This is a genomic window from Streptomyces deccanensis (genome assembly GCF_022385335.1).
Classification (GTDB): domain Bacteria; phylum Actinomycetota; class Actinomycetes; order Streptomycetales; family Streptomycetaceae; genus Streptomyces; species Streptomyces deccanensis.
Window position 1 is genome coordinate 8,103,254 of sequence record NZ_CP092431.1, and the last position, 17,947, is coordinate 8,121,200.

Annotated in this window: 10 protein-coding genes; 4 read left to right on the plus strand and 6 right to left on the minus strand. The window is 71.1% G+C overall.

Features of this window, described 5'->3' with window-relative positions:
- Positions 1 to 5: 5 nt before the first annotated feature.
- From L3078_RS35875 to L3078_RS35900, 6 genes are all read right to left on the minus strand, one after another.
- Entirely contained in the window at positions 6 to 2,426 is a 2,421-nt protein-coding gene (locus tag L3078_RS35875) for an NACHT domain-containing protein (protein ID WP_239758084.1), read from the minus strand.
- Positions 2,427 to 2,671: 245 nt separating this feature from the next.
- Positions 2,672 to 4,378: a glycoside hydrolase family 43 protein gene (locus L3078_RS35880; protein WP_239760594.1), complete on the minus strand. Its 1,707-nt coding sequence runs from the start codon at positions 4,376 to 4,378 to the stop codon at positions 2,672 to 2,674.
- 116 nt (positions 4,379 to 4,494) lie between these two features.
- Entirely contained in the window at positions 4,495 to 5,442 is a 948-nt protein-coding gene (locus tag L3078_RS35885; protein ID WP_239758085.1) for a carbohydrate ABC transporter permease, read from the minus strand.
- Entirely contained in the window at positions 5,442 to 6,326 is an 885-nt protein-coding gene (locus L3078_RS35890) for a carbohydrate ABC transporter permease (RefSeq protein ID WP_239758086.1), read from the minus strand. The genes L3078_RS35885 and L3078_RS35890 overlap by 1 nt, the downstream gene beginning before the upstream one ends.
- Before the next feature lie 11 nt (positions 6,327 to 6,337).
- Positions 6,338 to 7,678, minus strand: coding sequence for an ABC transporter substrate-binding protein (locus L3078_RS35895; RefSeq protein WP_239758087.1), 1,341 nt, complete (start codon positions 7,676 to 7,678; stop codon positions 6,338 to 6,340).
- Between the two features lie 354 nt (positions 7,679 to 8,032).
- Positions 8,033 to 9,046, minus strand: coding sequence for a hydroxyacid dehydrogenase (locus tag L3078_RS35900; protein WP_239758088.1), 1,014 nt, complete (start codon positions 9,044 to 9,046; stop codon positions 8,033 to 8,035).
- Between the two features lie 698 nt (positions 9,047 to 9,744).
- Between L3078_RS35900 and L3078_RS35905 the strand changes: the two genes are divergently transcribed.
- The 4 genes from L3078_RS35905 (at position 9,745) to L3078_RS35920 (ending at position 17,931) form a co-directional block, all read left to right on the plus strand.
- Entirely contained in the window at positions 9,745 to 11,538 is a 1,794-nt protein-coding gene (locus tag L3078_RS35905; RefSeq protein WP_239758089.1) for an Ig domain-containing protein, read from the plus strand.
- A 17-nt stretch (positions 11,539 to 11,555) separates the two neighbouring features.
- The gene (locus L3078_RS35910) at positions 11,556 to 14,909 is read left to right on the plus strand and encodes an alginate lyase family protein (RefSeq protein WP_239758090.1); all 3,354 of its coding nucleotides are present in this window, start codon (positions 11,556 to 11,558) and stop codon (positions 14,907 to 14,909) included.
- A 52-nt stretch (positions 14,910 to 14,961) separates the two neighbouring features.
- The gene (locus L3078_RS35915; RefSeq protein WP_239758091.1) at positions 14,962 to 16,215 is read left to right on the plus strand and encodes an alginate lyase family protein; all 1,254 of its coding nucleotides are present in this window, start codon (positions 14,962 to 14,964) and stop codon (positions 16,213 to 16,215) included.
- 132 nt (positions 16,216 to 16,347) lie between these two features.
- Positions 16,348 to 17,931: a carboxylesterase/lipase family protein gene (locus L3078_RS35920; protein WP_239758092.1), complete on the plus strand. Its 1,584-nt coding sequence runs from the start codon at positions 16,348 to 16,350 to the stop codon at positions 17,929 to 17,931.
- Positions 17,932 to 17,947: the final 16 nt, after the last annotated feature.

Here is a 17,947-nt window from a genome sequence, read left to right on the forward strand (position 1 = left end):
GTCGGCTACGGCCGGGTCCTCGCGTCGGCGTAGACCCGGCTGAGGTGTTCCTGCACGTCCTTGTGGCGGAACTGGTAGACACCGCCCACCTGCCGCAGTGCCGACACCCGGTGGGCGTGTTCCAGGAACCCCATGAGATCGCGGGGCAGGTCGCCGCGCAGCCACAGCCATGCCCGTGCGACGAGGTAGCGGGGCCAGGTACGGACGGCGATGGGCACCCACAGCGTCAGGACCACGAAGAGCACGGTGCCCTCGACGACCTGTCCGGGCGCGTCCGGGAAGGTCGCCATGACCCAGGCCGTGCCCAGCCCGAACAGTCCCGCGATCACCAGCCCCCACCCAGCCACCAGCCTCCGGTCCCCTCGCAACAGGATTCTCGGTGACGTGGCGTCGTCTGCGGGAGCCGGTGCCTGGAGCCACTTCAGGAAGCCCGACAGGGCCCCCAGGACCAGCCCCGGCAGCGCGAAGGCGAGCATCGCGGCCAGCACATAGGTGGGCCGGTTGAGCTGCTCCCACTTCGACGAGGCCGGCGAACTGGTGGCCCTGATCGACGCCCAGTACATCAGCCCGAGGACGGCCCCGGCCCCGAGACCGATCGCCGTTCCGCCTCCGATCCGGCGGAGGAACCCGGTACCCCGGCGGAACCAGCGCGGCCCGCGCACCGGCCCGCCCGCACCGAGCAGCCCGGCGGGAACGCCGACGATCAGACCGAAGATGATGGCGACGAGGAACCCGACAGCGGGCCCTTCCGTGAGGGCGGCGAGAAATCCGATGGCTCCGCCCATCGGTACCCCGACGGCGAGAGCCGTGGAGGTTCGCCCGAAGCGCGGTTCCGCCGGGCCGCTTCCCGGCTCGTCCGGAGCGGATTTCGCCGACGCGGCGAGCGCATGGAGAGAGCGGTCCAGCCATGCGGCCACCCGGTCGGGGCCCCACCAGGACAGGAGCATCCCGCCGACCAGACCCGCCACGCCCAGCTGGAGCGCCGCCAGCGCGCCGGTGCCCGCGTCCACGGCGGACGCGGTGGCGACTCCGCCAGCCACCGCCGCCAGCAGCCCGAGAAGCAGGCCGTAGACGGCGTGGTGGAGCGCCCCGCTCAACTCCCACCAGGCCAGGTCGGTCCGGTCGCGGCGCTCCAGATGGTGGGCCAGGAAGGACAGATGCCGCCGGGCCTCCGGCCATACGTCGGGTGCCAGACGGTGGTCGAAGAGGACCCGCACCGCGTTGTCCAGGATCGTGGTGTGCACCTCGGCCGGATCGGCCCGCAGCAGCCGGACGAACGGTGTCTCCTCGTCCGTGTCCGCGTGACTGTACAAGTCGGTGAAGAGAGTCGCCGTCAGGGGCGAGGCCAACGCCTCGCCGAGTGCCGCCAGCAGTTGAGGGCTCGCCTCCCGGGCCCAGCCGGTGAGAGCCGCCGCCTCCACCTGCACGGCCCAGCGCCTGCCCACCTGGACGGCGGCGACCTGCTCGGCCGCGGCCCCGGGCGTGAGCAGGGACCAGCTCGGCCCGTTCAGCGGGGCGCCCCGTGCTCGCGCCGCACGCACCTCGTCCTCCAGCACGCCCCAGCCGTGCTCCAGCCGGTCGAAGAGGTCGGCCCATTGCTCGCGGCCCGGCCCACCGCGTCCCAGACTGTCCCGCAGGTACGCCATGACATGGGGGAAGGCCAGTTCGCGCGCTTCGGTGACCGACGCTCCGTACAGCACCGGGCCGCCGCTCAGCGCACGCTCGTAGGCTTCGGTGCGGCAGGCGAGGATCACCGGCAGGTCGCCGGAGAACGCCCGGCGGATCCGGCCCAGCACGCGCACGAGCCGCTGTCGCGGAATCTCGTCCAGCCCGTCGAGGCAGGGCAGCACATGACCCGTACGCAGCAGATCGCGGGCGGACCCCGCGGAACCCACCTCCGGATACTCCGCGGCCAGCCGCCCGGCCAGCCAGTCCAACAGCTCGTACCGGCGTGGATCGTAGGAACTCAGCGAGAACAGGACGGGGACGGGATCGACGGCTCCCGCCGCGCTCGGGTTCTGCTCGCGCACGCGGCACAGCTCCAGCAGGAACAGCAGGAGCAACGTCGACTTGCCCGAACCGGCCGGCCCGATGACCACCAGCCGCTGCGGCGCGAGCGCGGTGAAGGACTCGACGAGTCCGGCCATGTCCGCCGTGCTGCCGGTGAGTCCGCGAGTCCGGCCGTCCGACAGCCGGGGTGGGGCGGGCGCCCACTGGGTGTGCAGCAGCCGGGGCCGCCGCGGGTCGGGGGTGAGACCACGTTTGTCGGCCTCCGCCGCCCAGTCGCGCCGCACGGAGGCCTGGAGTCGCTCCAGCAGCTCCGCACGCCGCTGGTCGGTGAGGTGACCGTCCCGGCCCCAGCCCAGCAGGCGCCCCAGCAGAAGCAGGCCCCCGACAGCGAGGACCAGGACGAGCAACAGTTCCATGTGTGCCGGTGCCTCCCGCTTCGTCCCGCCGGTGGGCTGCGGAGACGCCCCAAGGACACTACTGGCGATATCCAGGCGTTGTCCGCCTCTCGGGCATCTGTGACGTACACACCTACGGCAGTTGTATGACAAGCGGCTGAGCATCACGGCCGAGGTGGGGAGGCGAGGTCTGTCGCGTCCACCTGCGCTTCGTGGACACGCCCGGGGAAGGGCACGTGGAACCCCGTACCCGCGCCCCCGGCCCGTCACTCAGCCGCGCACACCAACCGGAAGCCGCTGAAGTCCGCCGTGAACTCCGCCGCGACCAGGTCCTGGGCGTGGATGCCGGCCAGGGTGCCGGTGAAGCGGAGTTTGGAGCCGTAGTCGTCGGAGAGGTGGGTGAAGTCGAGGGGCGGGCCTACGGGCGTGCGCACGCCCTCGCGGAGGTACCAGAAGCGGGCCTCCGCGCCGTCGATGCTCGCCCCCAGGGTGATCGGCCGGCCCGGCTCGACCTCGACGACGGCCACCTGCCGGGCGCCGTCCTCGTCGCGCTCCAGGAGACTGAGCACCGTACGGCCCTCGCCCCGCCACTGCTGGCCGCGCTGCGGTTCGCCCTCCGGCTCGGCCCACGTCAGATCGAGGCTGAGGTACGACGCGGTGTTGTAGCGCAGGGTCAGCCCCGCCGCCTCGCCGAAGGTGCGCGGCCGGGCTTCCACGGTGACCTCCACCTCCGCCCGGTGCTCGGTGATCCGCTGTGCCAACAGGCTCTGGTCCCACAGCGACTCGGGACCGTGCCGACCCCGCAGCCGTATCCAGCCGGGGCGGGCGCCCGTGTCGACCCATGAGCCATCCGCCTCGGCCCGCAGAGTGCTCCAGGGCCACGCAATGGCAGGGGCGGCCGACGCCGGAGCGACCGCCACAGCCGGAGCCGGGGCCGGGAACGCAGCAGCCGGAGAGGCAGCCGGGGCCACAGCCCCATCAGCAGCCGCAGCCGCAGCCGGAGCGGCAGCCCCACCCGCAGCCGGAGCAACTGCCCCACCCACAGGGGGCACCTCCACCTCCACCTCCGGATGCCAACCCCCCTGCCGCAGTCGGGGCCAGCCCTGCGCGTCCCACGTCACCGCCTGGACGGCGGTCTCGCGGCCCAGCGTGCAGCGGATGCCCCGGTCGGTGTGGAGGGGGCGGGCGGTGAGGTGGCTGAGGAACCACTCGCCGGTCGGGGTCTGGACCAGTTCGGCGTGGCCGGCCTTCTGCAGCGGCACCTTCGGGTCGTCCCGCGTCGTCAGCAGCGGCACGTCGTCGAGTTCGTACGGTCCCGTGAGGGCGCGGCCGCGTGCCACCCGCACGCCGTGTTCGACCCCGGTGCCGCCCTCGGCGAGGACCAGGTAGAACCAGCCGTCGCGGATCAGGAGCTTCGGGCCCTCGATCAACCGGTCGTGCTGGAGCAGCAGATGGGTGTCGCCGACGGGACGAAGGGTGATGCGGTCCAGTTCCGTCAGGACGATCCCGGCGAACCGTTCGCCGCCGGGACGGTGGTCGCTCTGCATGTTGAGCAGCCAGAGCCGGCCCTCGTGGTGGAACAGGGCGGGATCGAAGCCATGGCTCGCGATCCGCCGCGGAGCGGTCCATTCGCCGTCCACCGCCGCGGCCGTGCTGACGTACGTGTCCAGGTCGAAGTAGCGCGTGCCGACCGACCGCACGATCGTGTAGACCACCCAGAAGCGGTCGCCGTCCCAGCTCAGTGAGGGCGCCCAGATACCCGCCGAGTCGGGGACCCCGCGCAGCGAGCCGCCGGGCACCGCGCCCCGCACATGACCGGCGTACTCCCAGTGCGCCAGATCCCTGGACCGGTGCAGGGGGATCGTCGGGAACCACTCGAACGAACTCGTCGCAACGTAGTACCACTCGCCGACCCTGATCAGCGAGGGGTCGGGCGCGAAGCCACGAATGACCGGATTGCGGGCCACGGTCACCGTCTCGGCCCGCTTCGCCCCGGCCGTAACCGTCTCGGCTCGCTTCGCCCCGGCCGTAACCGTCTCGGCTCGCTTCGCCCCGGCGGTCACCGTCTCGGCCCGCTTCGCCCCGGCGGTCACTTGAGCGCTCCCAGCGTGACGCCCGTGCGCCAGTAGCGGCGCATCGCCGTCATCATGATCGCCAGCGGGACGATGGACAGGAGCGCGCCCGTCAGGACGAGGCTGGTCACGTCGATGCCGGACTCGGCACGCTTGCCCGACCAGTTGTAGAGGCCGAGGTTGAGGGTCCAGTTCTCCTCGCCGCGCAGGACGGTGAGGGGCAGGAAGAAGGCGTTCCAGGTGTTGACGAAGGCCAGCAGGAAGACGGTCGCACCGCCCGTGGTCATCATCCGCAGCACGATGCTGAAGAAGATCCGCAGCTCACCGGCGCCGTCGATCCGGGCCGCCTCCAGCAGTTCGAAGGGGATCGTCGCCTCGGTGTAGACCTTCGCCAGATACACGCTGAAGGGGTTGATGAGGCAGGGGATCAGCATCGCCCAGGGAGTGTCGACCAGGCCGATCTTCGAGAACATCAGATACAGCGGGAGCGTGAGCAGGGCGATGGGGATGAGGAAGGACCCCACCACGGCCCCGAAGACCACGCCCCGCCCGGGGAAGTCGAAGCGGGCCAGGCCGTAGCCGGTCGCCAGGGCGATGAGCGTGCCGCCGAGGGAGCCGACACCGGCGTACAGGAACGAGTTGGCGGTCCAGCGCAGGAAGATGCCGTCCTCGTAGGTGAACAGCTGGTGCAGGTTGTCCCAGAGGTGCATGCCGGAGAACCACAGGCCGTTGCTCTGGTACAGCCCCACCTGGTCCTTCGTGGCGGCGACGATCAGCCACCACACGGGGAACAGGCTGTAGACGCTGGCGAGGATCAGGCCGAGCAGGATGAAGCGCTGGCCGCCGCGCCCGCGTGCGGCGGGGTCGGGGTCGGCGATCCGCCGTACGGGAGGCACGCCGGACTTCCCTGACGCGGCCGACTTCGTCGGCGTGCTGCTGGGGGAGTCGGTGGTGGTCGTGGCCATCAGTCGACCTCCTTCGAGGTCAGCCGGTAGAAGACGAGGGAGGCGGCGCCGAGGATCAGGGCGAGGAGCACCGACAGGGCGGCGGCGTACTGGTAGTTGCCCGCGTTGAACGCCTGGTTGTAGATGATCATGATGGGGGTGAAGCTGCCGTCGACGGTCTCGGGGGTGATGTTCCGGAACAGCGCCGGCTCGTTGAAGAGCTGGAGCATCTGGATGATCGACAGCAGACCGGTCAGGACCAACGCGGCCCGGACGAACGGGATCTTGATGCTCAGCGCGATCCGGATCTCGGAGGCGCCGTCGAGGCGGGCCGCCTCGAACATCTCGCGGGGCACGCCCTGGAGCGCCGAGTAGATGATCACCATGTTGTAGCCGATGCCGTGCCAGGTGAGCAGATTGCCGATGGACGGCCACACCATGGAGGGCGCGAAGAAGTTCCAGTCGAACCCGAGGAAGTCGCCCATCGGGGTCAGCGGCCCCACGGCGGGGCTGTACAGATTGATCCACACGATCGCCGCGACCACGCCGGGGATCATGTACGGGACCAGCAGCACGATCCGGAAGCGGTTCGCGGCCTTCGCGGTGAGCGCGTCCAGGAACAGCGCCAGGACCAGGCTGACCAGCAGCATGAACGGGATCTGCACGCAGGCGAACAGCACCACCCGCAGGATCGAGCCCATGAACGCCGAGTCCGACAGCCCCAGTTGGTAGTTGTCGAACCCGGTGAACTCGCGGGTCGCGCCCCCGAGGCCCAGCCCGGACCGCTTCTCCTGGAACAGCGACTCGTAGACCGCGTACGCGATGGGCAGCAGATAGAGGAAGACGAATCCGAGCTGGAAGGGCACCGTGAACGCGGCACCCTTCCAGCGCTGGGAGCGAATCATCGAAAGACGCCTCAGCCCTTGACGTTGATGCCGCGTGACTTCAGGTCCTTGACCGTCCACTCCTGCATGTGGGCGAGCAGGTCGGTGACCTTCTGTTCCTTGCTGACGACCTTGCCCCACTCGCTCTGCAGCTCGGTGAACATGGCGGTCCAGTTGGGGCCGTAGACCCAGTCGGTGGTCACGGTGCCCAGGCTGTCCGTGACGATCTTCTCGGCCGGCTCGTAGTTGTCGCCGAGCAGCTTCTCGGAGATCGCCTCCGCCACGAACGCGTCGCTGTCGGCCAGACCCGGCATCACACCGCTACCGGTCTCCGGGCTCGCCATCGACTTCACCGCGCCGGGGTCCGTGGACAGCCACAGCGCCGCCTCCGCCGCCTGCTTCTTGTGCTCGCACTGCTCGGTGACCAGGTTCATGCCACCGCTCTGGTTGGTGCCGGCCGGAGTCTTCGCGGCCTCCCCGGGGTACGTCGGCCACGGCGAGAGCGCCCACTTGCCGAAGGAGTCGGTGAAGTTCTGCACCATGCCGGCCATCTGCCAGGTGGAGATCTGCCGGGTGACCGTGCCGCCCTTGTCGTAGTTGCGCTGCACGGCCGCGTAGTCGGCGAAGGAGAGCTTGGAGTTGAGGCCGCCGTCGATGATCTGCTGGATCACGTCGGCCGCCTTCAGGCTGCCCTCGTCCTGGAAGTTCACCTTCCAGGAGTCGCCTTCGATGGCGTACCAGTGGGCGCCGGCCTGCATGGCCAGCACCTCCAGGGTGCTCGGGTCCTCACCGGCGTAGTTGGTGATGTGGATGCCGTGCTTCTTGAGGACCTTGCCGGCGGCTATGAAGTCGTCCCAGGTCGCGGGCGCCTTGAGGCCGTACTTCTTGAAGACGTCCGTGCGGTAGATCGTGAAGGCGGGCGCGGAGCTGGTGGGCACGCCGTAGACCTTGCCCTGCACCTGGACACCGGCCCACGCGCCGGGGTTGAACTTGTCCGCGCTCGACCCGACGTACTCGGTGATGTCGGCGAGCGCGCCCTGCGACACCCAGGTCGTCACGTACTCGGCGGTGTTCTGCACCAGACAGGGGGCGTTGCCCGCCTTCACCGCGTTGCTGAGCTGCTTCTGCATGGTCAGCTGGTCGGTGACCTTGGTGTACTTGAGCTGGACGTCCTTGTGGGCGGCGTTGAACGACTTGACGAGGGTCTCCTGGCCGTTGGCCCAGCCCCAGAAGGGGAGGGTGACCGGACCCGTGGCTCCGGAGGAACCGTCGTCGTCCGAGTCCGAGCCGCCGCACGCGGCGAGCAGACCTGTCAGCGCCACACTCGCGACGGCGATGCGGGCGAACCTTCTCCGGGGGCTGCTGGAGTTCATCGAACGGTCATCCTTCGAGACGTAGACGATCGCGGAAGAGGGAGCGAGGGGCGGCTCGGTGGGGCGACTGCGAGCGAGGCGGACCGTCAGCTCGGGTCTCGGACCCCTGCAGAACGTAGTAAACGGTTGCTGTGAAACGTAGGTCGCCTGATCGGCTCACGCAAGAGCGCCACGGCAAATTGTTACGCCGGATGGTCGCCGGGGTTGCGCGGAACTGTCGCCCGGTGGTCGGCGGGTGACGGTGAGTACGCAGGTCAGAGTCGCGTCGACCGGTGTGCGGCCGTGGGGGAGGGGGCCTTGGTGGGGACCGTGGATGCGAAAACGTTTACGCCACGTCGGGCGCGTGGGTGCGGGTCAGGCGACCCGGGCCAGATCCGTGTGCCGTACCTCGTGGGCCGGCGGCAGGCCCGACGTCAGACGCTCCAACTCCTCGACGACCGTACGCCCGAGGCGCTCCAGCTCGTTGCCGAGGGAGCCCGCGATGTGCGGGGTGAGGAAGACGTTGGGGAGGTGGTAGAGCGGGGAACCGACGGGCAGCGGCTCGGGTTCGGTGACGTCCAGGATCGCGCTGAGCCGGCCGGAGAGCAGCTCGTCGGTGAGCGCCTCGGGGTCGACCAGGGCGCCCCGGGAGGTGTTGATGAGGACGCCGCCGTCCCGGATGAGCGCGAGTCTGCCGCGGTCGAGCATGCGGTAGGTCTCGGGGATGTCGGGGGCGTGCAGGCTGACGATGTCGCTGGTCCGCAGCAGGTCGTCGAGTGCCATGGGCTGGGCGCCCAGCGCGGCGGCCCCTGCGGTGTCGACGTACGGGTCGTAGAGCGAGACGGCGAAGTCGAACGGCCTCAGCAGTTCCAGGAGCCGGCGGCCGACGCGCGAGGCCCCGATGACCCCGACCCGGCGGCCGACGTTGCCGATGGCCGCGGTCTCGGCGGGGGAGGGGTAGGCGTGGGTCTGCCGGAAGCGCTCGCGCTGGTCGAAGGCGTCCTTTCCGGCCAGCAGGATCATCGCCAGGGTGTACTCGGCGACCGGCAGCGCGTTGCCGGCCACCGCGCTGGAGACGGTGACGCCGCGCTGCCAGAGGGCTTCGCCGACCAGCGCGCGGACCGAGCCGGCGGCGTGCAGGACGGTACGCAGCCGGGGCGCCGCCGCCAGCACCTCCGCGTCGAGGTGCGGACAGCCCCAGCCGGTGATCAGCACCTCGGCGCCGGCCAGTGCGGAGGCGGCGCCCGGATCCGTGAAGTCCCGCACCACGAACGCGGGATCGATCTCGACCACCTCCCGCAGCCGTGCCATGAGCGGGGGCGGGAAGAGCAGGGGCAGATGCACCGGATCCATGGCGAACACGGCTCGCGTCGACTGGGCGCTGGGCATGACTCTCCTGGAGAGCAGGGATGGACGCAGGGGCGACCGCTGCGGGGACAGTTGCAGAAAACGTCTTCTACCGTAGATCCGGCTCTGAGGGGTGGTCAATCGCCGCGCTCTGGTGTCGTGCTCCGGTGCTCGCCTGAGTTCGTCCGCGTATGTGCAGGTAGTGCGGCTGCTGGGCGGGTCGTGGGGTGGCCGGCCGTACGGTCGCGGCGGGCCTCTTCTGGGGCGAGAGGCGTCTGCCGTGTCGGAGGGGGCGGTTGAGTGGCGGTCCTGGCGTAATCGATTACCCCGAGTAGTCGGTTGTCGAAACGGCCCGGGGAGACGGTTCCGGGAGTGGATCAGAAGTCTCGTCAGTGGATCCTGGAGTCTCGTCGGTGGGGCAACCGGTTCCAGGAAGGCGACGAAGGAGGAGCCTGCGGCCCGACTTCGGAGGGCGACCGGAAACCGCCGCCGATCTGGCGGATTCGCGCTGGTCGGACGGGTGGACCCATCGCTCGGCGTGGCGTTCGGCCATGTCCCAGGGGTTACGCGGAGTTTTCGAAAACTGGTCGAGCCTCTTGACGTCGTTTGCGGTCAGGAACAAGCTCTGCCCCGTCGGTCGGTAGAAACCGGTTGTTGTCTCCGGACTCGAGTGAGTCCCGCCCCCGCCACGACAGTCGCCCACCGACCCCCGACTTCCCTCGCACCCAAGGACGTTGCTGATGACCGAAACCCAGGGCCAGGGTCTGTCCCGACGCACCCTCCTCCAGACCGCCGGCGCCGCGGCCGCCGCCTACACCCTGCTCGGAACGGCCACCGGCACCGCGAGCGCGGCCGACGGAGCGAGAACCGACCGGCTGGTGGTGCACCCCGTCCCGACCGGGCTGCCCCTGAACACCAGTTTCTCCGTCAAGGCCCGTACGCCGGGCGGTGAGTGGCAGCCGGTGCCCGTCATCCGGGCGCGCACCAAGACCATCAACGAGAAGACCGGCGCGGGCGTCGTCCGCAGCTCCTCGGTGGCCAACCTCGACTTCCGCGGCACCGTGGAGGTCCAGGTCACCTCCTCCAAGGGCGCCATCCCCTCGGCGCGGATCCGCCCCCTGTCGTACGACATAGCGCACGAGGTGAGCGGGGACACGGTCACCTTCAGCCTCACCGAGCCCCGCAACCTCTCCATCGAACTCGGCGACGCCGACGGAGGCGCCTTCGACCTCTACGACAACCTCCAGCTGCACGCCAACCCGATCGAGAGGTGGCGGCCCGAGGAGGACGACCCGGACGTCATCTACTTCGGGCCCGGCATCCACACCGTCCCCGACAACGTGGTCAAGGTGCCCAGCGGCAAGACCGTGTACCTGGCGGGCGGCGCGGTCCTCAAGGCCCGGGTGGAGTTCAGCCATGTGGAGAACGCCCGGCTGCTCGGCCGCGGCATCATCTACGACTCGGACGCCGCCACCCTGGTCGCCTTCTCCAGGAACATCGAGATCGACGGCATCCTCGCCCTGAACCCGAAGACCGGCTACTCCTGCACCATCGGCCAGTCGCAGCAGGTCACCGTGCGCAACCTGCACTCCTACAGCTTCGGCCAGTGGGGCGACGGCATCGACGTCTTCAGCAGCGAGGACGTGCTCATCGAGGGCGTCTTCATGCGCAACAGCGACGACTGCGTCGCCATCTACGCCCACCGCTGGGACTACTACGGCGACTGCCGCAACATCACCGTCCGGAACTCCACCCTCTGGGCCGATGTCGCCCACCCGGTCAACATCGGCACCCACGGCAACCCCGAGAAGCCCGAGACCATCGAGAACCTCGTCTTCAGCGACATCGACGTGCTCCAGCACCGTGAGCCGCAGGTCCTCTACCAGGGCTGCTTCGCCCTCAACCCCGGCGACAGCAACCTCATCCGGAACGTCCGCATCCAGGACGTCCGCGTGGAGGACTTCACCTGGGGCCAGTTGCTCAACATGCGGGTGATGGCCAACCGGTACAACGCCTCCCCGGGACGCGGCATCGAGGACGTGTACGTCCGCGATCTGGCCTACGACGGCACCCACGCCTCCATGGCCATCCTGACCGGCTACGACGCGGACCGCCCGATCAAGAACCTGACCTTCCAGAACCTGTCGGTCAACGGGACGGTCGTCCACGACAAGATGAAGAAACCCGGCTGGTACCTGACCACCGACATGGTGCCGATGTTCGCCAACGAGCACGTCCAGAACCTCCGCTTCCTGGACGCCGGCACCCCGGCCGCCACCACCGCGCCGGAGATCACCAGCGCGGGCGAGGTCACCGCCACCGCCAAGCGGGTCCTCAACCACCTGGTCACAGCGAGCGGGCTGCCCACGTCCTTCGCCGCCGAGGGTCTGCCGAGGGGCCTGTCGTTCGACACCAGGACGGGCCTGATCTCCGGTGTCCCGTCCCGTCCCGGCTCCTGCACGGTCACCGTCTCGGCCACCAACAGCGCCGGTACGGCCACCCAGTCCATCCAGCTCACCGTGCGGCACCCGTAGGACCAGGAGAGACATCCGTGCTTCCCCTCAGCAGACGGTCGCTGCTCGGCGCGGCCGGACTCACGGCCGCGGCCGGCACCGGAATCCTGTCGGCCGCCACCACCGCCTCCGCAGCCCCGGCCTCCGCCGCGTGGGCGCGCTCCGCCGAGGCGACCCGCACCTTCAGCCACCCGGGCCTCCTGCACAGCGCGGCCGATCTGGACCGGCTGAGGAGCGCGGTCGCCGCGAAGGAGGCGCCGATCCACGACGGCTACCTCGTCCTCGCGGCCCACGCCCGCTCCAAGGCGACCTACGCCGTGCAGAACACGGGCCAGATCACCTCCTGGGGGCGCGGCCCCAGCAACTTCATGAGCCAGGCCGTCGCCGACTCGGCCGCCGCCTACCAGAACGCGCTGATGTGGTGCGTGACGGGTGAGCGGGCCCATGCGGACAAGGCGCGGGACATCCTCGACGCCTGGTCCGCCTCCCTCACCATGATCACGGGTGCCGACGGCCCGCTCGGCGCCGGTCTGCAGGCGTTCAAGTTCGTCAACGCGGCCGAGTTGCTGCGGCACACCGGGTACGACGGCTGGGCGGAGGCGGACATCGCACGCTGCGAACGGTCGTTCCTCGACGTCTGGTACCCGGCGGTCTCCGGCTACATGCTCTACGCCAACGGCAACTGGGACCTGACGGCCATCCAGACCGTCCTGGCCATCGGCGTGTTCTGCGAGGAGCCCGTGCTCTTCGAGGACGCGCTGCGGTTCGCCGCGGCGGGCGCCGGCAACGGCAGTGTCCCCGGCCGGATCGTCACGGCCGCCGGTCAGGGCCAGGAGTCCGGCCGCGACCAGGGGCACGAGCAGCTCGCGGTCGGCCTGATGGGCGACGCGGCGCAGGTGGCCTGGAACCAGGGCGTGGACCTGTGGGGCTTCGACGGCGGCCGGCTCCTGACGAACGCCGAGTACGCCGCCCGCTACAACCTCGGCGGCGACGTCCCCTTCACCCCCGACCTGGACCGCACCGGCAAGTACATCAAGAAGGCCGTCTCGGCCGTCGGCCGCGGCACCCTCCCGCCGATCTACGAGATGTACCTCGCCCACTACGCCGGGGTGCGCGGCCTCGACGCCCCCGCGACGAAGGCGGCGGTCTTCCGGGGTACCGGGGGCGCCCGCGTCGTCGAGGGCAGCAACGACGACCTCCCGAGCTTCGGCACCTTCGCCTACGCCGGGGCCACCGCCCCCGCGTCGACACCCGCACCGGCGCCCCCGGCCGGGGTCACGGCGGTGGGCGGCCCCGGGGCCGTGACCGTGGCGTGGCTGCCGTCGGCCTGGGCCACCGGGTACACCGTCCTGCGCTCCACCCGCCCCGAGGGCCCGTACGAGGAGGTCGCCACCGGCCTCGACGAGCCGACGTACACCGACCGGGAGGTGCGCCGGGGGCGGACGTACCACTACACCGTGACTGCCTCCAACGCACCTGGTGACAGCGGCAGTTCGCAGCCCGTGGCTGCTTCGGCCGGCCTGCCCGGTCCGTGGGACGCCCGGGACCTGGGGACGGTACGGATCCCGGGTTCCGCCCTGTTCGACGGCGAGCGGTTCGTGCTCCGGGCGAGCGGTACGGCCAACACGTACCACCTGGCCCATCTGCCGCTGCGGGGCGACGGCACGGTCACCGCCCGGATCGTGTGGCCGCTGAGCTCCCAGTACTCCAAGATCGGCGTCACCCTCCGCGACGCCCTCGACCCGGACGCCGCGCACGCCTCGATGCTGATCCAGGGGCTGCCGCTGCACACCTGGAGCGGGGTGTGGACCGTCCGCGAGGCGGCCGGGGCCGACATCTCGGCGACCGGCAGCACACCCGTGCCGCCCACCCAGCAGCAGGCGATCACCACGGCCGCCGCGTTCCCGATCTCCGGCCTGGGCGCGCTCCCGGAGTCGGCGACCCCCCTGGAGGCCCCGTACGTCGAGGGCGCGGGCGACGGCTACCGGCTGCGGGCCCCGTACTGGGTGCGGGTGATCCGCAAGGGCCGCCGCTGCACCGGGGCGATCTCGCCGGACGGCGTCCGGTGGACCGAGGTCGGCAGCGCCGAGGTGGACCTGGGGCGGACCGCGCACGCCGGACTGGTCCTCACGTCCTGTCTGGGCGTGGACGAGGAGTACGCCGACACCGGCACCGGCGCCTTCGACAACGTCACCGTGGTCTCCGCCACCGGGGGAGAGGTCTGGTCGGTGCCCCGCCCCGCCCGACAGGTCACCGACCTCAAGGCAACCGCCGGCGCCGACGCGGTCGAACTGACCTGGACCGACCCCGACCTCTCCGCCCGCTACCGGGTGCGGCGCGCCACCCGCGCCGACGGCACCTACCGGACGATCGCGACCGGCGTCGCCCCGGTCGGCTTCGGCGCCCACCTCCGGTACGCGGACGCCACCGGCACCCCCGGCACGACGTACCACTACGTCGTCACGAAGACCAACGAGGGCGGACCAGGCCCCCGTTCGAAGCCGGCCGCCGCGCGCATGCCGTCGCCCGCCACGCCCCAACTCGCCACCACCGCAGGGGTGTTCGCCAATCGGGGCGTCCCCTTCCAGTACCTGATCCGTGCCTCGCACGCACCCGTACGCTTCGGCGCGAGCGGACTCCCCGAGGGCCTGCGCGTCGACGAACGCACGGGCCTGATCTCCGGAACCCCCACCCGGACCGGCGAGTTCACCGTCACCACCACCGCGGGCAACGCGGCGGGCGAGGCGTCCGGCACCCTCGCCCTGACCGTCGGCACACCGCCGCCCGACCCCTGGACGTACGGCGATCTGGGCGACGTCGTCCTCGACGAGCGCGCCTTCGGGACCCTGGGCGTAGTCGCGGTCCGTACGCCCGGCAGCACGGCGTACGAGGAGGACGGGACCTTCGTCGTACGGGGCGCCGGTGTCGATCTGTCCGTCAACAACCAGGGGATGACCGGGCAGTTCACGCGGCGGCCGGTCACCGGCGACTGCGAGGTCACCGCCCGGCTGGTCTCCCGTACCGGCGCCACGGCCGACCGGGTCGGGTTGCTGATGGCCAAGTCGCTGTCGCCGTTCGACCAGGCGGCCGGGGCGATCGTCAGCAGCGGCACGAGCGCCCAGCTGATGCTCCGGACGACCGTGGCCGGACGGTCGGCGTTCACGGGCGGAGCCACGGTCGCCGCCCCCTGCCTGCTGCGGCTGAGACGCGTCGGGACCGCGTTCTCCGCGGCGGTGTCCACAGACGGAGGTGTCACCTTCACCCCCCTCGCCGACGGAGAGATCCCCGGCTTCGGTGACGCCCCCTACCACGTGGGCCTGGTGGTCTGCTCCCGCGATCCCAGGGCCCACGTCACCGCGCGATTCAGCGAGGTGAGCGTCACCCCTCTCTAGAGCTCGCGGGCCCTCGGGTCCGCGAGGCTCCTCCATGGAATGGAGACACGGAATGAGCCGCACGTCCCCCCACACGAGCCCCGAAGGGCTGGCTCCCGAGGGCGAGTTGAGCCGCAGAGGTCTGCTGCGGACCGCCGGTGGTCTCACCGCCGCCCTCGCGCTGGGCGCCGCCTCCTCCGTCACGACGACGGCGGAGGCGGCCCCGGCCACCTTCACCCACCCCGGCATGCTGCACGCCTACGGCGAACTCAACCGCGCCAAGGTGCGGGTGGCCGCCGGCGACGACCCGTGGCTGTCCGGCTGGAACCGGCTGACCGCCAACTCCCACTCCGCCGCCACCTGGACGCCCAACCCGCAGGCCACGATCATCCGTGGTGGAACGGGCGAGAACTACGGCATCCTCTACAACGACATCCACGCCGCCTACCAGAACGCGCTGCGCTGGAAGATCGCCGGCACCACCGCCCACGGCGACACGGCCGTCCGCATCCTCAACGCCTGGTCGTCGACGCTCACCACCGTCACCGGCAACGCGGACCGGTTCCTGGCCGCCGGGATCTACGGCTACCAGTTCGCGAACGTCGCCGAACTGATGCGCGGCTACGCCGGGTTCGACCTGAACCGGTTCAAGACGATGATGCTCAACGTCTTCTACCCGCTCAACAACCAGTTCCTGAACAACCACAACGACGCCTGCATCACCAACTACTGGGCCAACTGGGACCTGTGCACCATGAACTCGATCCTCGCGATCGGGATCCTGTGCGACGACGGCGCCAAGTACGACCAGGCCGTGAACTACTTCAAGAACGGCGCGGGCAACGGCGCGATCCGCAAGGCCGTGCCGTTCCTGTACGACAGCCAGGGCCTCGCCCAGTGGCAGGAGTCCGGCCGCGACCAGGGGCACACCATGATGGGCATGGGCCAGATGGGGGCCTTCTGCGAGATGGCCTGGTCCCAGGGCGAGGACCTCTACGGCTACGACAACAACCGGTTCATGAAGGCCGCCCAGTACGTCGCCAAGTACAACCTCGGCGAGGACGTGCCCTTCACCGCCTACACCTGGGGCACCGGGCAGAACTGCGCCCAGCAGACCCACACCGTGATCTCCTCCAGCGGCCGGGGCCAGGTCCGCCCCGTGTGGGACCTCCTGCACTACCACTACGCACGGCGGCGGGGCCTGTCCGTCCCGTACATCACGCGGATGGCGCAGAGCGTGCGCCCCGAGGGCGGCGGCGGGGACTACGGCCCCAACAGCGGCGGCTACGACCAGCTGGGCTTCGGCACCCTGATGTACGCCAGGTAGCCACCGCCCCCGAGCGGCCGCTGTCGCCCGAACGGCCGCTCGGGACCCGGCACGACCGGAATACCGCGAGGGGATGTGGTGCTCTGAGGTGGACGACGGTTCACGAGCGGGCGGCGTGAGGAGCTGGTGCGCATGACGGCAGACCGGCGGGACCCCGTGGTCAGGACCCCGTACGGCGACGTACGCGGCACCTACGAGGCCGTGGACGGCGACGGGACGCGGATCGCGGTGTTCCGGGGCGTCCCGTACGCGGCCCCTCCCTTCGGTCCCCGCCGCTTCCGCCCGCCCTCCCCGCCCGAGCCCTGGTCGGGGGTGCGGGACGCCGTCGCGTTCGGGCCGACGCCGCCGAAACCGCCGTACTCGGAGGCGTTCGCCCGCTATCTGTCGGACCCCGCCGTCCCGGGCGACGACTGCCTCAACCTGAACGTGTGGACGCCGGAGCCGGGCCCTGGGGCCCGGCTGCCGGTCCTGGTGTGGATCCACGGCGGCGCTCTCACCCGGGGCTCGTCGGCGGTCCCGGTCTACGACGGCGCCGCCTTCGCCCGGGACGGGGTGGTGCTGGTCTCCCTCAACTACCGCCTGGGCGTGGAGGGTTACGGCCTCTTCCCGGACGCCCCGCCCAACCTCGGGCTGCGAGACCAGCTGGCCGCGCTGGAGTGGGTGCGGGAGTCGATCGGGGAGTTCGGCGGTGATCCGGACCGGGTGACCCTGGCCGGCCAGTCGGCCGGCGCCATCAGCGTCGGCGCCCTGCTGGCGATGCCCCGCGCCCGGGGCCTGTTCCGGCGGGCCGTGCTGCAGAGCGGGCCGCCGGAGGCCCTGGACCGGGACAAGGTGCGCCGGATGGTCCGCCGGATGGCGAACCGGCTCAAGGTCCCGGCCACCGCCGAGGCCTTCGCCGCCGTCGACCGGTCCGCGCTCGTCGAGGCGCAGGCCGAGGTCGGCCGTCTCAGCAGCCCGGTGCTCGGCGGTCCCGCCTTCGGCATCGTCGTCGACGGCGACCTGCTGCCCACCGACCCGCTTCAGGCACTGACCGAGCACGGCGCGGCCCCGGGGACCGACCTCCTCATGGGGTGGACCCGCGACGAGCACCGGCTCTGGCTCGTCCCCGGCGGCCTCCAGGAACGCGTCGACCGCCTCGGGACCGTCGCCCTGGCCGGCGCCCGCGCCCGCTGCCACTGCGGCCCCGAGGTCCCGCGCGCCTACCGGGAACTCCATCCGGACAAGGGCACCGCCGACCTGGTCGGCCGGCTCGTCACCGACCACCTGTTGCGGGTGCCCCTGCACCGGGTGGCGGACGCCCGCGTCGACCAGGCCCGGTCCTGGGTCTACGAGTTCGCCTGGTCCTCCGGTCTCCCCGCCCTCGGCTCCTGCCACGCCCTCGAACTCGGCTTCGTCTTCGACACCGGCGACACCCCCGCCTCCGCCAAGCTCGCCGGCGAGCACCCGCCGCACGACCTTGCCACCGCCCTGCACAGCGCCTGGGTCGGTTTCGCGACGGAGGGCTCGCCCGGCTGGCCGGTCTGGGACCACACCCATCCGGTCCGCGTCTTCGACTCCCCGGACGTCGAGCCCGTCGTCCTCGGCCCCTACGACCCCGAGCTCGCCCTCTGGGCCGCGGACGCGCGGCGACCGCGCAGGGTCCAGGGCGCCGGCACCTTCGTCACCTCGGGCGGAGGCCCCCTCCCGGCCCTGCGCCGCTTCCGCCGGAGCCCGTGAAGCAGGCTGCCGGCGC